This window comes from Staphylococcus pseudoxylosus (assembly GCF_044794325.1).
GTDB lineage: Bacteria > Bacillota > Bacilli > Staphylococcales > Staphylococcaceae > Staphylococcus > Staphylococcus pseudoxylosus.
This window is the reverse complement of record NZ_CP085024.1, coordinates 2,251,752-2,271,257: the sequence shown is the minus strand read 5'-3', so window position 1 is coordinate 2,271,257 and position 19,506 is coordinate 2,251,752. Positions and strand designations below refer to the sequence as shown.

Sequence of the window (19,506 nt, the reverse complement as noted above, 5' to 3'; positions counted from 1 at the left end):
AGTTTTGAAATTTCTGTAAATTCAAGGAGGACCGAAGCAACTATGAAGAAACAAATTGAACAATTATCAGCTTACGAACCAGGACTATCACCTCGAGCATTAAAAGAACAATACGGAATTGAAGGTGAGTTATATAAATTAGCTTCTAATGAGAATTTATATGGTCCAACGCCAAAAGTTAATGAGACAATTCAAGCACATTTAGATGAGCTACAATTTTATCCTGAGACAGGTTCTCCATTATTAAAAGAAGCCATAAGCAAACACTTAAATGTAGAAACATCACGTATATTATTCGGTGCTGGTTTAGATGAAGTTATCTTAATGATTTCACGTGCAGTACTGACAGCTGGAGATAAAATTGTGACAAGTGAAATGACGTTTGGACAATATTATCATAATGCAATCGTAGAATCTGCAAACGTAACACAAGTGCCACTCCAAGAGGGTCATTTTGATTTAGAAGGTATTTTATCGGAAATTGATGAAGACACTAAGTTAGTTTGGTTATGTAATCCAAACAATCCGACGGGTACTTATTTTTCACATGATGAATTACAGCACTTTTTAGAACGTGTATCGAGTGATATCCCGGTTATTATTGATGAAGCATATGTGGAATTTGTAACTGCTGATGATTTCCCAGATACGTTAGCATTACAACAACAATTTGCCAATGCCTTTTTATTACGTACATTTTCAAAAGCATATGGTTTAGCGGGTATGCGTATCGGATATGTTGTAGCTGCTAAAGAAGCTATTGAAAAATACAACATTATACGTCCGCCATTTAATGTTGGCCGTCTATCAGAATATGCTGCCTTAGCTGCATTAGAGGATCAAGCATATTTAGCTTCTATACGTGAGCGTAATGCTCAAGAGAGAGCGAAATTCTTTGAATTATCTCAAAGTGATGCGTTTTATCCTAGTCAAACGAATTTTATATATGTGAAAACAGATAAACCACACGATTTGTATGAAGCATTGTTAAATGTAGGATGTATTACAAGAGAGTTCCCTAAAGGTGTGCGTATTACAATTGGATTCCCAGAGCAAAATGCAAAAATGATAGAAGTACTTAAAGCGTTTAACTTCTAAAAATAATTCTTAATGAACGTTCAACGATACAAAATTTGGCATTTGATTAATATAAGTAGGGTGTTTATTATATGGCTATCCTATGGGCCTAGTAAAATACTTGAAGATGATTATAATAATGCCATGTTCAATTTTGGTTTAGTTGAACGTATTTTGCTATAATTGAGGCGTATAGGGATAAATTTGTTATGCGTCTAGAGTACGTTACAAATTAAAGTATATTAAGTAGGAAAAGGGAGTAGAGTAGTACATGACTAGAAAATCAATAGCGATTGATATGGATGAGGTACTTGCTGATACAGTGGGTGCATTAATTGAAGATGTAAATAAGCGTACAGATTTAGGTATTTCTATAGATATGTTAGATGGTATTAAATTAAGACATGCAATGCCTGAACATGATGGCTTACTGACTGAAATTTTACGAGAACCTGGATTTTTCAAAAAATTAGAAGTGATGGCTGATGCACAAGAAGTTGTGAAGAAGTTAACTGAACATTATGATGTGTTTATCGCGACTGCTGCAATGGATGTACCGACGTCGTTTCATGATAAATATAATTGGTTAAGAGAGTATTTCCCGTTTCTAGACCCTCAGCATTTTGTGTTTTGTGGTCGAAAAGATATTGTTAACGCAGATTATTTAATTGATGATAATCCAAGACAGTTAAGTATCTTTACTGGAACACCAATTATGTACACAGCAACACATAATATCAATGATGATAGATTTGCACGCGTTAATAATTGGAAAGATGTAGAGCAGTATTTTTTAGGAGATAGCGAATACAAAATTTAAATACTTTTTTAGCAGTGAAGAGGGTGAATCTTGTTGCCTTCTTTGCTGCTTTTATTTATGAGTTTATTGAGCACGGTGCAAGCATTAAAAATAAGATTTTATTAATGACATCATAGCCAATAATAAAATCTTATTTACATATGTTATTAGATTGTAAATCAGTACCTGTACTCATCTTCGTCTGCTTGTTGTGTATCTATATTTGAGTCTGGTAGAGTTAGAATATTAATTGCGCTAGGTACAATTTCAATGTTAAGTGGTGTATTTAAGGCAATTTCTCCATCTATATCTACTTTCATTTGTGGATCAGCTTCGATAGTGATTTCTTTAGCTAGGATGTGTTTAATACCATCCGTCATGTTATTCCAATTCATACTATCACGTTGTTTAAATATATCAGCTATTACACTTGAACTATGCTTTTCAAAAATGAATATATTTAAATAGCCGTCACTAGGTGAGAGGTCTGTTAACGGAATACGACTCCCACCTATAAATGGACCATTTGCTACAACAATCATTGCTGTATTGCCATTAATTTCTTTTCCATCTACGGTCATTTTATAATCAAAGTGCTCTGGATTGAGTAATGTCTTAACAGTAGAACCGACATAGCTCAGTTTCCCGAAAACATCTTTATTCCCATTTTGTACATTTTCTGCATTTTGCACTATAAGACCTAATCCGGCGAAGTTAAGCGCGTATTGATCATTTATCTTCATTACATCATAAGATTGCAATTCTGAATTGATTAATTGCTGACTAGCCGCTTTATGACGTGGATTAAGATTTAATGTTTTTACGAAATCGTTAAACGTGCCGCCAGGGATAATACCAATAGGGATGTCTAATTCGCTTTGCATTAGTCCGTTAATCAGTTCATTTACTGTACCATCTCCACCAAGAATGAAAATAATATCAACATCGTCGCTATAGCTTTGGTCTTTTATTTTTTTGCAGAAAGTGATGATATCACCTTCATTTTCACTTAATTGGATAGATAAATGTTTACAAAATGTTGTTAAAGAAGATGCCACATCCCCTAAACCTCTGTAAATATCTTTTATACCTGAGTGTTCATGATAAAATAACACACCGTGTTTGTATTTTGCTATAGTCAATCTATTCACCATATTTCTTTTGATTTTGCGTTCTATTTTATTATGTACCCGATTCTCTTATAAAATAAATACATAACGTTCAGAGACTAAAGTATAGACTTTAATCATCTAGTAAGCAAATAGCAAGTTATATTTATAAATATGAGCTCGTAGTGAGATGATGTATTGCATTCTTTTTACGTACATATATTAAGATATTCTAAAGTTAATGTGTAAGTTTGATATTGGTTGATATAAAAAATGAAAGCAGTGTGTATTTTATTTTAGACTGTCGACAAAGTCTTCGACTTTGTTGGTAGCTTTTTGGTAGACGCTTTCCGCGGACACTGCCTTAGCCCGTAGTCTTTAGCTAGGGATTTTCCCGTAGGAGTCGTCCCCAATTACTGCTAATATTATACGAAAAAGATTATAATATATAAATTAAACAGTGGCAGTGTTTATTATGTTGAATATATTAATGGATAAAAGCAGCAACTTTTGGTCTGAAAGATCAGAGCTATTTTGAAAAATAACTATACGAACATAAATAAACCTTAGGCGAACCATCACCTAAGGTTTGTTTATGTTCGAATTGAAATTATTTAATGCCTCTCATGCCTCTAACAATTTTTGGTACAAAAGCAAGGACAATAAGACTTACGACAATTGCGATAACACCTAAGAATAAGAAATAGTTCTTATAGCCTAGTGGTTCGATTAAATGAACAAGTGTACCATTAATCGCTTGTGCACATGCATTTGTTAATAACCATAAGCTCATCATTTGTGTGTTAAACGCTTTTGGCGCTAATTTAACAGCGGCACTATTACCAGTTGGAGATAAACATAGTTCACCAATCACACAGATGATATACGAAAGGATAACCCAGTTAACACTTAACATTGAACCATCTGATGAATGTCCGATTAAACCTATCATGATATATGAAGCACCAGCTAATAATGCACCTAAAACAAATTTTGTCGCTATGCTTGGTTGGCGTCGAGCCATTTTGGCCCATATGATTGACACAACTGGAGCTAATAATACGATAAATAATGGATTAATGGATTGGAAAAGTGTTGGCCCAAAGTCTGTCTTCCATCCAAAAATATTTAATTTCATATCACTGCTTTCAAAAGCGAATAAGTTAAGTACATTTGCCCCTTGTTCTTGAATAGACCAGAATAAAACACCTAAAACAAACAACGGTATAAATGCAATAACACGTGAACGTTCATCGTCTGTTACTTCTTTACTGCGTATCATTATTGTAAAGTAAATAATAGGTAATGCTATACCGAGTACTAATACAGTTGTACTGACGATACTAAATGAAAGTGTACCTGTTAAACCAGTAATAATTAATACAGCAGCAATAATTAGCGTTACAACCGCAAATATTAAACCATATTTTTTCTTCTCTTGTTGGTTTAATGGATTAGTAGGTTTTGTACCAACATCACCAATGTTTTTCTTATTGAAAAGTATGTACCAAATCAAACCAAGTGCCATACCAATGGCTGCAATTAAGAAACCGGCATGGAAATTCCCGCTATCTACAAATTGATTTAAAATTAATGGTGAAAGTAATCCACCTAAGTTTACTGACATATAGAAAATAACAAAACCTGCGTCTATACGCGTGTCATTTTCTGGATATAATCTACCAACAATATTTGAAATACTTGGTTTCATTAAACCAGAACCAATTATAATGAAAAACATTGAGATAAATAGTCCGATAACATCTAATGGTAAACTTAAGAAAATGTGACCAATAATAATTAATACACCACCATAAAATGTGGCTTTACGTGTACCAGTAATTCTATCTGAAATCCAACCTCCAAGTACTGAGGTCATGTAAATTAATGCACCATACACAGCCATTACTGATTGTGCAGTGCTTTTATCCATACCAAGTCCACCGTCTTTGATAGCGAAATACATATAGAAGATTAATAATGCACGCATACCATAGTAGCTAAATCTTTCCCAAAATTCTACGAAGAATAAAACACCGAGTCCTTTAGGGTGACCAAAAAAACCTTTTTGAGGAATTGATTCGACTGTTGGATCTTGTGATGTATACTTATCTTGCATAAAACATTCCCGTCCTTCCTTGCTCCCAATAAAAATGTATAAAAAAGATTTTACGCTTAATTAAATTTAATTGCAATAATATTCTCAAAATAGCAATATTCTGAATGTTCTGATAAATTATAATTAATATACAACTATAATTATATTCCAGTAAATATAATTAACAGTGTTCACAGGACGCATAAAATTGGTAATGCTTGTGTTGGATTTTTAGTTAAGAATGATATGATCACGCTGAAAGAGGTTAGAGATGCGGTTAGGAGTAATCTGGCTACAGAGCATATGTGTAAGGATCAGCAATGTATTAGTGGGATAAAGATATAAGGCAGGGATATTTCAAATCAACTGCTTTTTAAAGGTAGTCAGAATTGAACGTAAGACAAAACAGCCCAAGACAATATTGTCTTGGGCTGTTAATCAAGTTAAGGATAGATGACAGGAGCATAGTTACACCGTATATAAAATTATTTCTCCTAGTCATCTGTTCAATTAAGTTAATTAATAAACGCCTTTCATTGCGCGTTTTACTTTTGGTGAAATGAGTAGTAATAATACACCAATGACTACTGCAACAAGACCTGAATACATAAAGTAATCACTTTGATTCATCTTAGTATAGACAACAACGAGTTGTGCGTTGAGTCCTTGTGCAGTTGCGTTACTAAGCATCCATAAGCTCATCATACGTGCTGTGAATGCAATAGGAGCTAATTTTGTAGTTGTTGATAAACCAACAGGTGAGATACAAAGTTCACCAATTGTTATCAATAAGAAACTAAGTACAAGCCATAATGGATTAACTAACTCATTGCCTGTAGCTAACGGAATGATCATTACTAAATATGATAGACCGGCAATAATTGCACCAAATGCAAATTTATATACAGTAGGCGGGTTGTGTTTCCCTAATTTCATCCATAACGTTGCAAATACTGGTGCTAATACAACGATAAATATTGGATTTAAGGATTGTGCCCAAGCTGCTGGAATTGTAAAGTCAAATAATCCATTGGTAAGGACTGACATTTCTAATTGTGTTTTTTTATCTGCAAACGTTGCTAAAATTGTTGAGCCTTGTTCTTGAATCATCCAAAAAGCTACAGATGTTATGTACAGTGGTACGTAACTATATACACGTGAACGCTCATCTTTAGTTACATCTTTACTTACAATCATGTTAATGAAAATGTAAATAGGTAATACGATACCTAAAATAGTAATTAAGAAACTGAAGTTTTCAAGCGTCAGTGCATTGAATAAATGCAAAACTAATAAATAAACTAAGAATAATAAGATGACACCACCAGATATAAAACCGAATTTCTTAAGCTCTGGTCTTGTTAATGGATTTGGGACGTTACGTCCAGCAAAACCTAAGTTTTTCTTACGTTTAATCGCATAGACAACTAAACCACAGAACATACCGATTGCAGCAGCTAAGAAACCTGCATGGAAACTAATTCTAGTTTGTAAGAAACCAGTTAATAACGGTGCAAGTAAGCTACCTAAGTTGATTCCCATATAGAATAATGTAAATGCAGCGTCTCGGCGTACATCATTACGGTCATATAATTCACCAACTGTAGTTGAGATGTTTGGTTTTAACAAACCTGTACCTGCAATGATGACAGCTAATGCAATCATGACTAATGTTAAATTATTTGGTAATGATAGTAATAAATGACCAATCATGATCAGGATACCACCATAGAAGACGGCATTTTGAGTGCCGGTGATCCTATCGGCAATCCAACCGCCAATCACGCCCGACATGTAGATTAAGGTACCGTATATTGCAACGATTTGCATCGCGACGGCTTGGCTTAATCCGAAACCACCTTCAGCTACACTATAGTATAGGTAAAAGATTAAAATGGCTTTCATACCGTAGTAACTGAATCTCTCCCAAAATTCAGTGAAGAATAGTGTACTTAGTCCTTTTGGATGTCCGAAGAAACCTTTGTTTGGAATACTTTTCATTATTTCTTCGTGTGTGTAATCAATCTTTTTCATAAATTCCCTCCCCCTAAACGGTTGGATTTATTCTATACCGTTTTTACAAAAATAACAAGTGTATATATGAAAAGTACAAAATTTAATGAATAATCAGTTAATTAACGATAAAAAAGTATAAAAAAATAAACTATCAAAGATGTCATGTAGTTAAGTTTCTTTGATAGTTTATGGAAATAGAGAATTAACGATTATCTATTTTTTCAGGATATAAATCATGATTCATTAAACGATGTTCTGCCATTTTTTCATACTTAGAATCTGGGCGACCATAATTCGTATAAGGATCGATTGAAATACCACCACGAGGCGTGAATTTCCCCCAAACTTCGATATAGTGAGGGTCCATTAATTCGATTAAGTCTTTCATAATGATATTCATACAATCTTCATGGAAATCACCATGATTTCTAAAACTAAATAAGTATAGTTTTAATGATTTTGACTCAACCATTTTTACATTGGGTATATAAGAAATATAAATTGTCGCAAAATCAGGTTGGCCCGTAATTGGACAAAGTGATGTGAATTCTGGACAATTAAATTTTACAAAGTAGTCACGTCCTGGATGTTTGTTATCAAATGATTCTAGGACTGCTGGGTCATAGTCGAATTCATATTTATTATTTTGATTGCCAAGTAAAGTAATATCTTGTAAATCTTCTGTGTTACGTCCTTCGCTCATAATTGAAAACTCCTTTAAATTTATGGTTTTTGTTCTGCTTTTTGAATTGTAGTAGGTTGTCTTCTTGCTTTTTCAAACATATAGTAACTAGACCCAATGATAATCATATAGCCAAGTACTGCGTAAAAGTCTGGTGATTCACCAAATAAGATAAAGCCAAATAAAGCGGTAAAGATAATAGATGCATAAGTAAAGATAGAAATATCTTTAGCAGGTGCATAGCTATAAGCAAGCGTAATACCGATTTGACCTGCGGCAGCTGATAGACCAGCACCGATTAAATACCATACCTGAGTCATTGTCATTGGCTCAAATGTAAATATAGTAAATGGTATCAGAACAATAATGGAAAAGAATGAAAAATAGAATACAATCGTATAGGGTGCTTCGCGTGTACTAAGTGCCCTGACACAAGTGTAAGCACTTGCTGCAAATATACCAGATAATAACCCTGCTATAGCTGGAAACATAGATGATGAAAATTCTGGTTTTACCACAAATAACATGCCTGCTATAGCTACGATCATAGCTATAAATTGATAATTACGAACCTTTTCATTTAAAAATATTAAACTAAGTAAGATAGTCCAAAATGGATTTAACTTCATTAAGGTATCAGCATCGCTTAGAATCATATGATCTATTGCATAAATATTTAGCAAAACACCAATCAAACCTAAGGTTGAACGCGAAATCAACAGGGGTTGACTGCTGAGTTTACCAAATAGGGGTTGTTTATATTTGAAAATAAAATACATAGGTATAAACATTGCTACTAAATTTCGAGCAAGTGACTTTTGGTATACCGGTAAGTCACCAGCTAGTCTGAAGAAAACAGACATAAAGCTAAAACCAACTGCTGAAATAAGTATGGCAATGATACCCTTAACTTTAGGATTCACATGTATCGCCTCAATTGTTAGTTTTTAACGTATATATATTAGCATATATTTCTAGAATATGTATATATCCTTGAAACTCTGAGGAAACTATATTATGCTTATATAAACGAACAAACGTTCTGTTTTTAGTATGGTAATTTACAATTTATCTAAATAGAATTTATAGTTTGTGTGATATGTGTTGTGGGCAATGCGAAGTGTTTTAATACCTAAACCACGCTAAATCAAGCGTTACAAGATTTTTTTAAAAAGCAAATGAAAACACCTTAAATTCTGAAAAAAATTTTTTTGTAACTAAAAACATCTGTTTAAAGTTGAATTGGTGCCATTTATCTCTCATCTTCAACATTTTGTCAAAAACAAAGGTCTTTAAATAAGGTTCTGAATTATGTATAATGAAACACATAATATAGTATTGATGACCAAGATAAAACACAATATATTGTGTTTTATATACGTAGTCACTTTATTTATAATAAACCAAATTTTAAGTAAAATAACACCATTGAGAGCGTTTAATAATGACAAATCAAGCATAAATACTTAATTAATGATTTTTTACATACCAACATATAGATAACAAGTTTACTATATATAGTGGTTCACTCCAAAAAGTTAATACTAGTTATCATTTCTTAAGTATGAATTGTAATAGTGAGATTTTATAGTTGTGATTTTTCATTAATAAAATATGAGTTAAATTAAGAAAGAAGGTGGTCCTATGAAGGTTGTCTATTTTTCATTTTCCGGTAATGTGCGCAGATTCATCAAAAAAACTGAGCTTACGAATGTGATGGAAATTACACAAAGTAATTGTTCTGAGAAAATTGAAGAACCATTCATATTGGTCACTGGAACGATAGGATTTGGCGAGGTACCACAACCAGTTCAGTCATTTTTAGATGTAAATAAAAATTTATTAAAAGGCGTTGCAGCGAGCGGAAATCGCAATTGGGGTCAAAACTTTGCGAAAGCTGGACGGTCTATCTCAGAAAAATATCAAGTTCCTTTATTAATGAAATTTGAAGTACAAGGAACACAAAATGATATTAGCGAATTTAAAGATAAGGTGGGGCATTTCAATGAAGATTATGGACGAGAAGAAATACAATCATATTGAGTTAAATAACGAGGTTACTAAACGTAAAGATAATGGCTTTTTCAATTTAGAAAAGGATCAAGAAGCATTAGCAGTATATTTAGAAGAAATAGAAGACAAAACGATATACTTTGATACTGAAATCGAACGCCTTCACTATCTCGTTGATAATGATTTCTATTTTGACTTATTTGCAAAATATTCAGAAGCAGATTTGATAGAAATAACAGATTACGCTAAAAGTATTCCCTTTAAATTTGCGAGTTACATGTCTGCAAGTAAGTTTTTCAAAGATTATGCTTTAAAAACAAACGATAAAAGTCAATATTTAGAAGATTATAAGCAACACGTAGCAATCGTAGCATTATATCTAGCAAATGGTCATAAAGCAACAGCTAAACAATTTATTTCAGCAATGGTTGAACAACGTTACCAACCAGCAACACCTACATTCTTAAATGCTGGTCGTGCTCGTCGAGGTGAACTTGTATCTTGTTTCTTACTTGAAACAGATGACAGTTTAAATTCAATTAATTTCATTGATTCAACAGCTAAACAATTAAGTAAAATTGGTGGCGGTGTTGCTATTAATTTATCTAAGCTACGCGCACGTGGCGAAGCGATTAAAGGTATCAAAGGCGTTGCCAAAGGTGTACTTCCAGTTGCAAAATCACTTGAAGGTGGCTTTAGCTATGCAGATCAACTTGGACAACGTCCTGGCGCGGGTGCAGTTTATTTAAATATTTTCCACTACGATGTTGAAGAATTTTTAGATACGAAAAAAGTAAACGCTGATGAAGATTTACGTTTGTCTACAATTTCAACAGGGTTAATTGTGCCATCTAAGTTCTTTGATCTTGCAAAAGAAGGCAAAGATTTCCATATGTTTGGACCTCATACAGTTTATAAAGAATACGGTGTTACTTTAGATGATATTAACTTAGATGAATATTACGATGAACTTGTTGCTAACCCAAATGTTGATAAGAAGAAAAAAGACGCACGTGAAATGTTAAATATGATTGCACAAACACAATTACAATCAGGCTATCCATATTTAATGTTTAAAGATAACGCAAACAAAGTGCATGCTAACTCTGATATTGGACAAATTAAAATGAGTAACTTATGTACTGAAATTTTCCAATTACAAGAGACTTCTATAATAAATGATTATGGCACTGAAGATGAAATTAAGCGTGACATCTCATGTAATCTAGGTTCATTAAATATTGTTAATGTGATGGAATCAGGTAAATTCAAAGACTCAGTACACACTGGTATGGATGCTTTAACGGTTGTTAGTGATGAAGCGGATATTCAGAATGCGCCTGGCGTTAGAAAAGCTAATAGGGAGTTACATTCAGTAGGATTAGGTGTAATGAATCTACATGGTTACTTAGCTAAAAATAAAATTGGTTACGAATCTGAAGAAGCGAAAGATTTCGCTAACATTTTCTTTATGATGATGAACTATTATTCTATTGAACGTTCAATGGAAATTGCTAAAGAAAGACAAGAAGTATACAAAGACTTCGAAAAATCTGATTACGCAAACGGTAAATACTTCGCATTCTATACAACTCAAAACTTTGAAGCAAAATATGAAAAAGTTCGTAAATTATTTGAAGGTTTTGATGTTCCAACAGCTGAAGATTGGAAAGCTTTACAAAAAGAAGTAGAAACACATGGTTTATTCCATGCATATCGTTTAGCTATTGCACCTACACAAAGTATTTCATATGTACAAAATGCAACTAGTTCTGTTATGCCAATCGTTGACCAAATTGAACGCCGTACTTATGGGAATGCAGAAACTTTCTATCCAATGCCATTCTTATCACCAGAGACAATGTGGTACTATAAATCTGCATTTAATACAGATCAAATGAAATTAATAGATTTAATCTCAACAATTCAAACTCACGTGGATCAAGGTATTTCAACAATTTTATACGTGAATTCTGAAATTTCTACACGTGAACTATCTAGACTTTATGTATATGCCCATCATAAAGGATTAAAATCTTTATATTACACTAGAAATAAATTATTGAGTGTTGAAGAATGTACAAGTTGTTCAATATAATTTAGCAATAAGAGCCAAGTTAAGTGATTATATAGAACAGTCTAGTCTAAGAATCAGATTAGGCTGTAAATCACTGCGTTAATTAAATTTTTACTAGATAGGGGACATTATCTAAATGAAAGCAGTCAATTGGAATACACAAGAAGACATGACCAATATGTTTTGGCGACAAAATATTTCACAAATGTGGGTAGAAACAGAATTTAAAGTATCTAAAGATATTGCAAGCTGGAAGACATTATCTGAACCTGAGAAAGAAGCATTTAAAAAAGCTTTAGCAGGATTAACAGGCTTAGATACGCATCAAGCAGATGATGGTATGCCACTTATCATGTTACACACGACAGATTTACGTAAGAAAGCCGTTTATTCATTTATGGCGATGATGGAACAAATTCACGCTAAAAGTTATTCGCATATTTTTACTACATTACTACCTTCTAGTGAAACAAATTATTTATTAGACAAATGGGTTATTGAAGAACCTCATTTGAAATATAAATCAGATAAAATTATTGATAATTATCATAAATTATGGGGCAAAGAAGCTTCGATTTATGATCAATATATGGCGCGCGTATCAAGCGTATTCTTAGAAACATTCTTATTCTATTCTGGTTTCTATTACCCATTATATCTTGCAGGACAAGGTAAAATGACTACATCTGGAGAAATCATCCGCAAAATATTATTAGATGAATCTATTCATGGTGTATTTACTGGTATGGATGCACAAAGTTTACGCAATGAACTTTCAGAAAGTGAAAAACAACAAGCAGATCAAGAAATGTATAAATTATTAGAAGATTTATATAGAAATGAAGTTGCTTACACACATTCACTCTATGATGATATTGGTCTATCTGAAGATGTACTGAACTATGTTAGGTATAATGGCAACAAAGCACTGTCCAACTTAGGATTTGATCCATATTTCGAAGAACGTGAATTTAATCCAATCATTGAAAATGCTTTAGACACTACTACTAAAAACCATGACTTCTTCTCCGTAAAAGGTGATGGCTACACATTAGCTTTAAATGTTGAAGCGTTAAAAGACGAAGACTTTGTTTTCGAAGACTAAAGTATAAATATAAGATTAGCCTAGTGTGCTAATAATGATTATAAAACCAATAAGCCTTCTAAAAGTTTAACTTTTAGAAGGCTTATTTTATATGGTAATGAGTAGCTACTTTTAGCCCATTAAATATTTCAGCAAGAAATTAAAGGGGAAGTTATCCAAATAAATAGTTAAACAACTAATATCAATAGAATAAAATTTCGAACAACTGATAAATAGTAAATTTAATATTTTTGTATATAGTTTGCAATTAAATACTTTTATTTAAATCACTGATTACTATTGAATTTACGTTTAAAAATGGTAAAATTTTATTATAATCACTGATAATGATTATCATAACCATTGGTTAACATCATGAATAATTCGCAATTATGAAAGGATTAGAGGTACATCATTATGAAATTCTTATTAAATGGTATAGTTTTAGCTATCATTTTATCATTACTTACTATCCTTTCTCTTTTTATAGGTGTGAGTAAGGTTTCTATTACTGATATTTTCACACTGTCTAAAGAGCAAATGAATATTATTGTCTCAAGTAGAATTCCAAGAACTGTCAGTATATTAATATCGGGTAGTACGCTAGCACTTGCTGGCTTGATCATGCAACAAATGATGCAAAATAAATTTGTAAGTCCAACTACAGCTGGAACTATGGAATGGGCGAAACTAGGTATCCTAATATCAATGATATTTTTCCCTCAAGAAAATATCATGATTAAATTAGTTTTTGCAGTAGTCTTGAGTATTGCGGGTACTTTTTTATTTGTAAAATTAGTTCAATATATTCGCTTTACCGATGTTATTTTTATTCCGCTATTAGGCATCATGCTCGGTGGTATTGTTTCGAGTTTTGCAACTTTTATAGCGCTTAGAACGAACACCGTTCAAAGTATCGGTAACTGGTTAAATGGTAATTTTGCCATTATTACGAGTGGAAGATACGAAATTTTATACTTAAGTATTCCGTTACTAATAATTACATATATTTTTGCGAATCATTTTACAATCGCAGGAATGGGGAAAGATTTCAGTAATAATTTGGGTGTTAACTATGAAAGAATTATTAACATTGGATTATTTATTACAGCCACAATCACAGCTTTAGTTGTTGTTACTGTAGGAACATTACCTTTCTTAGGACTTATTGTCCCAAACATTGTCTCGATCTTTAGAGGAGATCATTTAAAAAATGCTTTACCACATACAGCGATGTTAGGTGCAATTTTTGTTATGTTTTCAGACATTGTCGGCAGACTGATTGTTTATCCATATGAGATTAATATTGGTTTAACAATTGGAGTCTTTGGCACTATTATTTTCTTAATCTTGCTAATGAAAGGAAGACATAACTATGCAAATTAGCGCTAAAACAAAAATGTACATCTTAATTGCATGTACAGTCATAGTAGCAGCGGTTTACCTTGTCATAGGTATTGATTTTGAAATATTCCAATATCAATTTACTAGTCGCTTGAGAAAGCTCATACTTATGGTTTTAGTAGGTGGCGCAATAGCGGCATCTGTAGTTATTTTCCAAGCAATTACGACTAATAGGTTATTAACACCTTCTATTATGGGATTAGATGCAATTTATATGTTTGTAAAAGTTCTTATTGTATTTGTATTCGGTGTACAATCAGTATTCGTTACAGATATATACTTAAGCTTTTTAATTTCCTTAATAGTTATGATTGGATTTTCTTTATTACTATTTCAAGGTATTTTTAGAATTGGTGATGTATCAGTGTATTTCATATTACTGGTTGGCATCATTTTAGGAACTTTCTTTAGAAGTATTACAGGTTTTTTAGAATTAATTATAAATCCAGAAGATTTCTTAGCAGTTCAAAGTGCGATGTTTGCAAATTTTGATGCTTCTAACAGTAAGCTCGTAATCCTATGTGGCATTATACTGATCATTCTTATTATAATTACTGTTTATGCAATACCGTATTTAGATGTACTGTTATTAGGTCGAGACCAAGCAATTAACTTAGGTATATCATATAAAACGTTAACACGATTATTATTAATTCTAGTGTCAGTGTTGGTATCAATATCAACAGCTTTAGTTGGCCCTATCACATTCTTGGGATTACTAACAGTCAATTTAGCACATGAATTAATGAAAACATATCAACATAAGTATATTTTGCCAGCAACGATTTGTATTAGTTGGTTAAGTTTAATTTTAGCTCAAGCAGTCGTTGAAAATTTCTTTGAAGCAACTACACAAGTTAGCATAATCATTGATTTAGTTGGTGGAAGTTACTTCATTTATCTGTTAATAAAAAGGAGACATGCGCATTGATTAAAGTTCAAGGCCTTAATAAGACGATACAAGATAAAGCGATTTTGCAGAATATAAACGTTGAAATCAACAAAGGGAAATTGACAACTATGATAGGTCCAAATGGTGCAGGGAAGAGTACACTCCTATCAGCTATAACAAGGTTGATAGATTTTGAAGCAGGTACGATTGAAATTGAAGGAAAATTAATTACAGATTATAAAAGTAATGATTTAGCTAAAAAAATAGCAATTTTAAAACAAACTAATCATACAGAATTAAATATTACTGTTGAAGAACTTGTAAAATTTGGACGCTTTCCACATTCAAAAGGTCGATTAAAACAAGAAGATAGAGATCAAGTTGAATATGCCTTAGATCTATTACAATTAAATGAAATAAGAAATCGCTATTTAAAAACACTCTCTGGCGGTCAACGTCAACGAGCTTATGTAGCTATGACGATTGCTCAAGATACGGAATACATATTGTTAGATGAGCCATTGAATAATCTTGATATGAAACATTCAGTACAGATTATGCAAACACTGCGTAGGCTGGCACAAGACTTGAACAAAACGATAGTCGTTGTGATTCATGATATTAACTTTGCATCTTGCTATTCAGATGACATCATCGCATTAAAAGAGGGTCAACTTGTAAAAGCAAGTACGAAAAATGATGTTATCCAAACAGATGTGTTAAAAACATTATATGATATGGATGTCAGAATTGAAGAAATTCGAGGTCAACGTATATGTGTTTATTACGATGAGTTAACAGCACATCAAAATTTAGTATTGGCACATTCAATGTAATTAATGCCGACTTTGAGGGGAGTGATGCAACTGTAACGTTGTTAACTTTTAGGGACATAAAAGGAATACATCATTTAGAAATCCAGGAGGAGTTAAGTACATGAAAAAATTAGGTTTATTATTAGTAGTAGGGTTAATGTTTTTATTAGTAGCATGTAATAATGGCGGATCAGACGACAAAAAGAATTCAGAAGCTGATTCAAAAGGTGAAAGTTCAAATAAAACTGTAAAGGTTGAAAATAACTATCAAGCAAGTGGAGAGAAACGTGATGGTAGTGATGCTAAAGCGGTTAAGGAAACTGTAGAAGTTCCTAAAAACCCAAAAAATGCAGTTGTTTTTGATTATGGAACATTAGATACAATGAAAGAAATGGGACTTGAAGATAAAGTTAAAGCACTTCCTAAAGGTGAAGGTAATAAATCATTGCCAGATTTCTTAAGTGATTTCAAAGATGAAAAATATTTAAATACTGGAAGTCTAAAAGAAGTTGATTTTGATAAAGTTGCTGAAGCTAAACCAGAAGTTATTTATATTTCTGGACGTACAGCAAATCAAAAAAATCTAGATGAATTTAAAAAAGCTGCACCAGATGCAAAAGTCGTTTACGTTGGTGTAGACGATAAAGATGAAATCAATTCATTGAAAAAGAATACTGAAATTTTAGGTAAAATTTATGATAAAGAAGACAAAGCCAAATCACTAACTAAAAAATTAGATGATAAAATTGCTAGCATCAAAGATAAAACAAAAGATTTAAAAGATAACAAAGCTTTATTCTTATTAGTAAACGAAGGTGAATTATCAACATTCGGATCAGGTGAACGTTTCGGTGCAATGATATTCGACACAATGGGCTTCACACCAGCTGATGATAATATAAAAAATAGTAAACATGGTCAAAATGTCACTAATGAATATGTAGCAGAGAAAAATCCGAGCATTATCTTTGCGATGGACCGTGGACAAGCAATTGGTGGTAAATCAACAGCTAAAAATGCATTAGGTAATGATGTAATTAAAGATGTAGATGCAATTAAAGATAACAAAGTGTATGAGCTAGATCCTAAACTTTGGTACTTTGCAAGCGGTTCTACAACAACAGCAATTAAACAAATTGAAGAAGTTGAGAAAGCTTTAGAAAAATAAAGTTAAAGGATGTCATTTGTGGGGGCACGTCTAAAAAGAGAGTCTGGTAAATTCCAGACTCTCTTTTTAATTTGCAAAACTAGTCTAATGCACTATTAAGAAGTAATAAAATCGCTGAGTTAAATCAAATTTATAATAATATTGCAAATGATAATTGAATATGTGTATGATATTGATTTTAAGCGAGATCAATATATTATTAAACATTAAGGTAGTAATGTTATAATAATGGAACGAATACAAGGTGATTTTTAGAAAACAAACCTCTAACATCAACTTGTAAAAATCAAAACAACGAATGTAGGGGGATTGAAATACATGATATTAGACAATGTTAATCCAAATGATTTATATCCAACTGAGAAAAAGGGACCTAATGTATTAGGTACAATAGAATATGCTGTACAAGGTTCTTCAGAATTTGAAGGTGCTTTTATAGCTACAAGCGAAAGAGTTATCTTGAATGTAGATATGAACGGTGAATTTTATTATAGAAGCATCGCGTATAACGAAATAGAATCAATTGATTACGATGGCGAAAAGATTAATTTTAAATTTAATATTGGACCAATGCCCATGAAAAATATTCAAAAAGGCGACGTAGAGACCTTCGTTCAATTTGTTAGTGATAAAATAGATCATTAATTGAATATCTAAAAAATTGGCAATCAATTAAAAAGTGAAATTGTGAATTTAATAATTGAAGTTATAACAAATGAAATAGTTTGGTACATAAATATAAATACTTAAAATAAACAGCACCTTCAATTTTTGTGGGGCTGTTTATTTTTATCCAAAATCACAGAAAAGTATCATAAGCAAAGCGTAATAATCAAGACTTTGAAATCAAAGAAACTGTAAAAAATACGTGTTACATCTTCTGTTTAATAAATAAGATGTAACACGTATTGTTAAATGGTTAATTAAACTGAAAAATATAAATGATAGTGATACTTACAACGATTGTTAAAATGTGCATCACACTCGGGACAAGCTTCAACCATCATATAATCATTTATAGTCATTTCATGATGGCAAACGCCACATAAAATTGCCTTTTCATTAAATTCATCTGAATCCCATCGTTGTATGCTATGGCTTTCATGTTCATTATGACATTTGTAGCAAGGATAGTATTTGTTACAACATTTGAATTTAATCGCAATGATATCTAATGGTGTTTGGTAATGTGTACACCGAGATTCATTATCTACTGTAGAACCATATACATTAATCATAATCTTTACTCCTATTAATCAACAGGGTGGTCTCCAATGATTCTCACTTCAGGATGGAGATCAACGTCAAATTTTTCTTTTACAACTTTTTGAACGTAGTGAATCAAATCTTCGTAGTCAGTAGCGGTACCTTTATCAACGTTCACCATAAAACCAGCATGCTTTTTAGATACTTCAACACCGCCTATACGATGACCTTGTAAATCAGAGTCTTGAATTAATTTGCCTGCAAAATGGCCTGGAGGACGTTGGAAAACACTGCCACATGACGGATATTCTAATGGCTGTTTTGTTTCTCTTCTCTCAGTCAAATCATCCATAGTCGCTTGTATTTCGTCTAGATTGCCAGGTGCAAGTGTAAATGCAGCTTCTAAGACTACTAAGTGTTTTTGTTGCACAATACTATTGCGATAATCTAATTCCAACTCTTTATTCGTTAATGTAATTAATTCGCCTTTATCATTTACACAAAGCGCATAATCAATACAATCTTTTACTTCTCCGCCATAAGCACCTGCATTCATAAATACAGCGCCACCTATAGAACCAGGGATACCGCATGCAAATTCAAGTCCTGTTAGCGCATAATCTCTTGCAGTACGTGAAACATCTATGATTGCTGCGCCGCTACCAGAAATAATTGCATCATCTGATACATCGATATAATCAAGTGAAAGTAAGCTAATAACAATTCCGCGAATACCACCTTCGCGAATAATAATATTAGAACCATTCCCTAAATAGGTCACAGGAATATCTTTAGTATAGGCATAGTGAACAATGGCTTGAACATGTTCGTTTTTGGTAGGAGAAAGATAATAATCAGCCTTACCACCAGTCTGTGTATATGTATACTTTTTTAAGGGTTCATCAATTTTAATAATTTCTGATGGTACAATTGCTTTTAATTCCTTTAAGATGTTATCTTTATGCAACTATAGAACATCCTTTCTTGTTGAATTCATTTATTTATTATACCAATGATTTACGTGCTTGGCTAAAATCTTAGGAAAATATGTATGATTTTTTTAACT

At 32.3% G+C, this 19,506-nt stretch carries 17 protein-coding genes; 10 read left to right on the top strand and 7 right to left on the bottom strand.

The genetic code is table 11. The annotated features are described in order from the left end of the window. The first annotated feature begins 42 nt into the window (after positions 1-42). Positions 43-1,098: a histidinol-phosphate transaminase gene (hisC, locus tag LG295_RS10925; protein ID WP_107530451.1), complete on the top strand. Its 1,056-nt coding sequence runs from the start codon at positions 43-45 to the stop codon at positions 1,096-1,098. A 250-nt stretch (positions 1,099-1,348) separates the two neighbouring features. Continuing rightward, positions 1,349-1,897 (top strand): 5' nucleotidase, NT5C type, encoded by a 549-nt coding sequence (locus LG295_RS10920; protein WP_017722532.1) that lies wholly within the window; start codon positions 1,349-1,351, stop codon positions 1,895-1,897. 158 nt (positions 1,898-2,055) lie between these two features. Here LG295_RS10920 and LG295_RS10915 read toward each other — a convergent pair whose 3' ends face one another. From LG295_RS10915 to LG295_RS10895, 5 genes are all read right to left on the bottom strand, one after another. Then, positions 2,056-3,018, bottom strand: a complete 963-nt coding sequence (locus LG295_RS10915) for a diacylglycerol kinase family protein (RefSeq protein WP_241961571.1) — start codon at positions 3,016-3,018, stop codon at positions 2,056-2,058. 577 nt (positions 3,019-3,595) lie between these two features. Beyond that, positions 3,596-5,104 carry a peptide MFS transporter gene (locus tag LG295_RS10910; protein WP_107530449.1) on the bottom strand — a complete coding sequence of 503 codons (1,509 nt, stop codon included), beginning with the start codon at positions 5,102-5,104 and terminating at the stop codon, positions 3,596-3,598. A 498-nt stretch (positions 5,105-5,602) separates the two neighbouring features. Then, positions 5,603-7,117, bottom strand: coding sequence for a peptide MFS transporter (locus tag LG295_RS10905; RefSeq protein ID WP_107557886.1), 1,515 nt, complete (start codon positions 7,115-7,117; stop codon positions 5,603-5,605). Positions 7,118-7,301: 184 nt separating this feature from the next. Then, positions 7,302-7,802 (bottom strand): preQ(1) synthase, encoded by a 501-nt coding sequence (gene queF / locus LG295_RS10900; RefSeq protein WP_107557885.1) that lies wholly within the window; start codon positions 7,800-7,802, stop codon positions 7,302-7,304. Between the two features lie 20 nt (positions 7,803-7,822). Then, the gene (locus LG295_RS10895) at positions 7,823-8,704 is read right to left on the bottom strand and encodes a DMT family transporter (RefSeq protein WP_107530447.1); all 882 of its coding nucleotides are present in this window, start codon (positions 8,702-8,704) and stop codon (positions 7,823-7,825) included. Positions 8,705-9,425: 721 nt separating this feature from the next. On the opposite strand from LG295_RS10895, the gene nrdI reads away from it, so the two are divergent. The 8 genes from nrdI to LG295_RS10855 all read left to right on the top strand — a co-directional run bounded on the left by nrdI (position 9,426) and on the right by LG295_RS10855 (position 17,879). Then, positions 9,426-9,824 (top strand): class Ib ribonucleoside-diphosphate reductase assembly flavoprotein NrdI, encoded by a 399-nt coding sequence (gene nrdI, locus LG295_RS10890; protein WP_017722526.1) that lies wholly within the window; start codon positions 9,426-9,428, stop codon positions 9,822-9,824. After that, positions 9,787-11,892, top strand: a complete 2,106-nt coding sequence (gene nrdE / locus LG295_RS10885) for a class 1b ribonucleoside-diphosphate reductase subunit alpha (protein WP_107557884.1) — start codon at positions 9,787-9,789, stop codon at positions 11,890-11,892. The genes nrdI and nrdE overlap by 38 nt, the downstream gene beginning before the upstream one ends. A 115-nt stretch (positions 11,893-12,007) precedes the next feature. After that, positions 12,008-12,976, top strand: a complete 969-nt coding sequence (nrdF, locus tag LG295_RS10880; RefSeq protein WP_107531939.1) for a class 1b ribonucleoside-diphosphate reductase subunit beta — start codon at positions 12,008-12,010, stop codon at positions 12,974-12,976. Positions 12,977-13,372: 396 nt separating this feature from the next. Next, entirely contained in the window at positions 13,373-14,341 is a 969-nt protein-coding gene (locus LG295_RS10875; protein WP_107557883.1) for an ABC transporter permease, read from the top strand. After that, positions 14,331-15,290, top strand: coding sequence for an iron chelate uptake ABC transporter family permease subunit (locus LG295_RS10870; RefSeq protein WP_107531880.1), 960 nt, complete (start codon positions 14,331-14,333; stop codon positions 15,288-15,290). Before LG295_RS10875 ends, LG295_RS10870 begins: the two co-directional genes overlap by 11 nt. Then, on the top strand, positions 15,287-16,087 hold the full coding sequence (locus LG295_RS10865) for an ABC transporter ATP-binding protein (protein WP_107531879.1): 801 nt from the start codon (positions 15,287-15,289) through the stop codon (positions 16,085-16,087). The genes LG295_RS10870 and LG295_RS10865 overlap by 4 nt, the downstream gene beginning before the upstream one ends. A 100-nt stretch (positions 16,088-16,187) precedes the next feature. Then, positions 16,188-17,234 (top strand): ABC transporter substrate-binding protein, encoded by a 1,047-nt coding sequence (locus LG295_RS10860; protein ID WP_318833077.1) that lies wholly within the window; start codon positions 16,188-16,190, stop codon positions 17,232-17,234. 318 nt (positions 17,235-17,552) lie between these two features. Beyond that, positions 17,553-17,879 (top strand): PH domain-containing protein, encoded by a 327-nt coding sequence (locus LG295_RS10855; protein WP_107531877.1) that lies wholly within the window; start codon positions 17,553-17,555, stop codon positions 17,877-17,879. A 278-nt stretch (positions 17,880-18,157) separates the two neighbouring features. Here LG295_RS10855 and LG295_RS10850 read toward each other — a convergent pair whose 3' ends face one another. Both LG295_RS10850 and murB read right to left on the bottom strand, forming a co-directional pair. Beyond that, complete coding sequence (locus tag LG295_RS10850; protein WP_107531876.1) at positions 18,158-18,472, bottom strand: CHY zinc finger protein; 315 nt, start codon at positions 18,470-18,472, stop codon at positions 18,158-18,160. Positions 18,473-18,486: 14 nt separating this feature from the next. Continuing rightward, complete coding sequence (gene murB, locus LG295_RS10845) at positions 18,487-19,407, bottom strand: UDP-N-acetylmuramate dehydrogenase (protein ID WP_318833076.1); 921 nt, start codon at positions 19,405-19,407, stop codon at positions 18,487-18,489. Positions 19,408-19,506 lie beyond the last annotated feature (99 nt).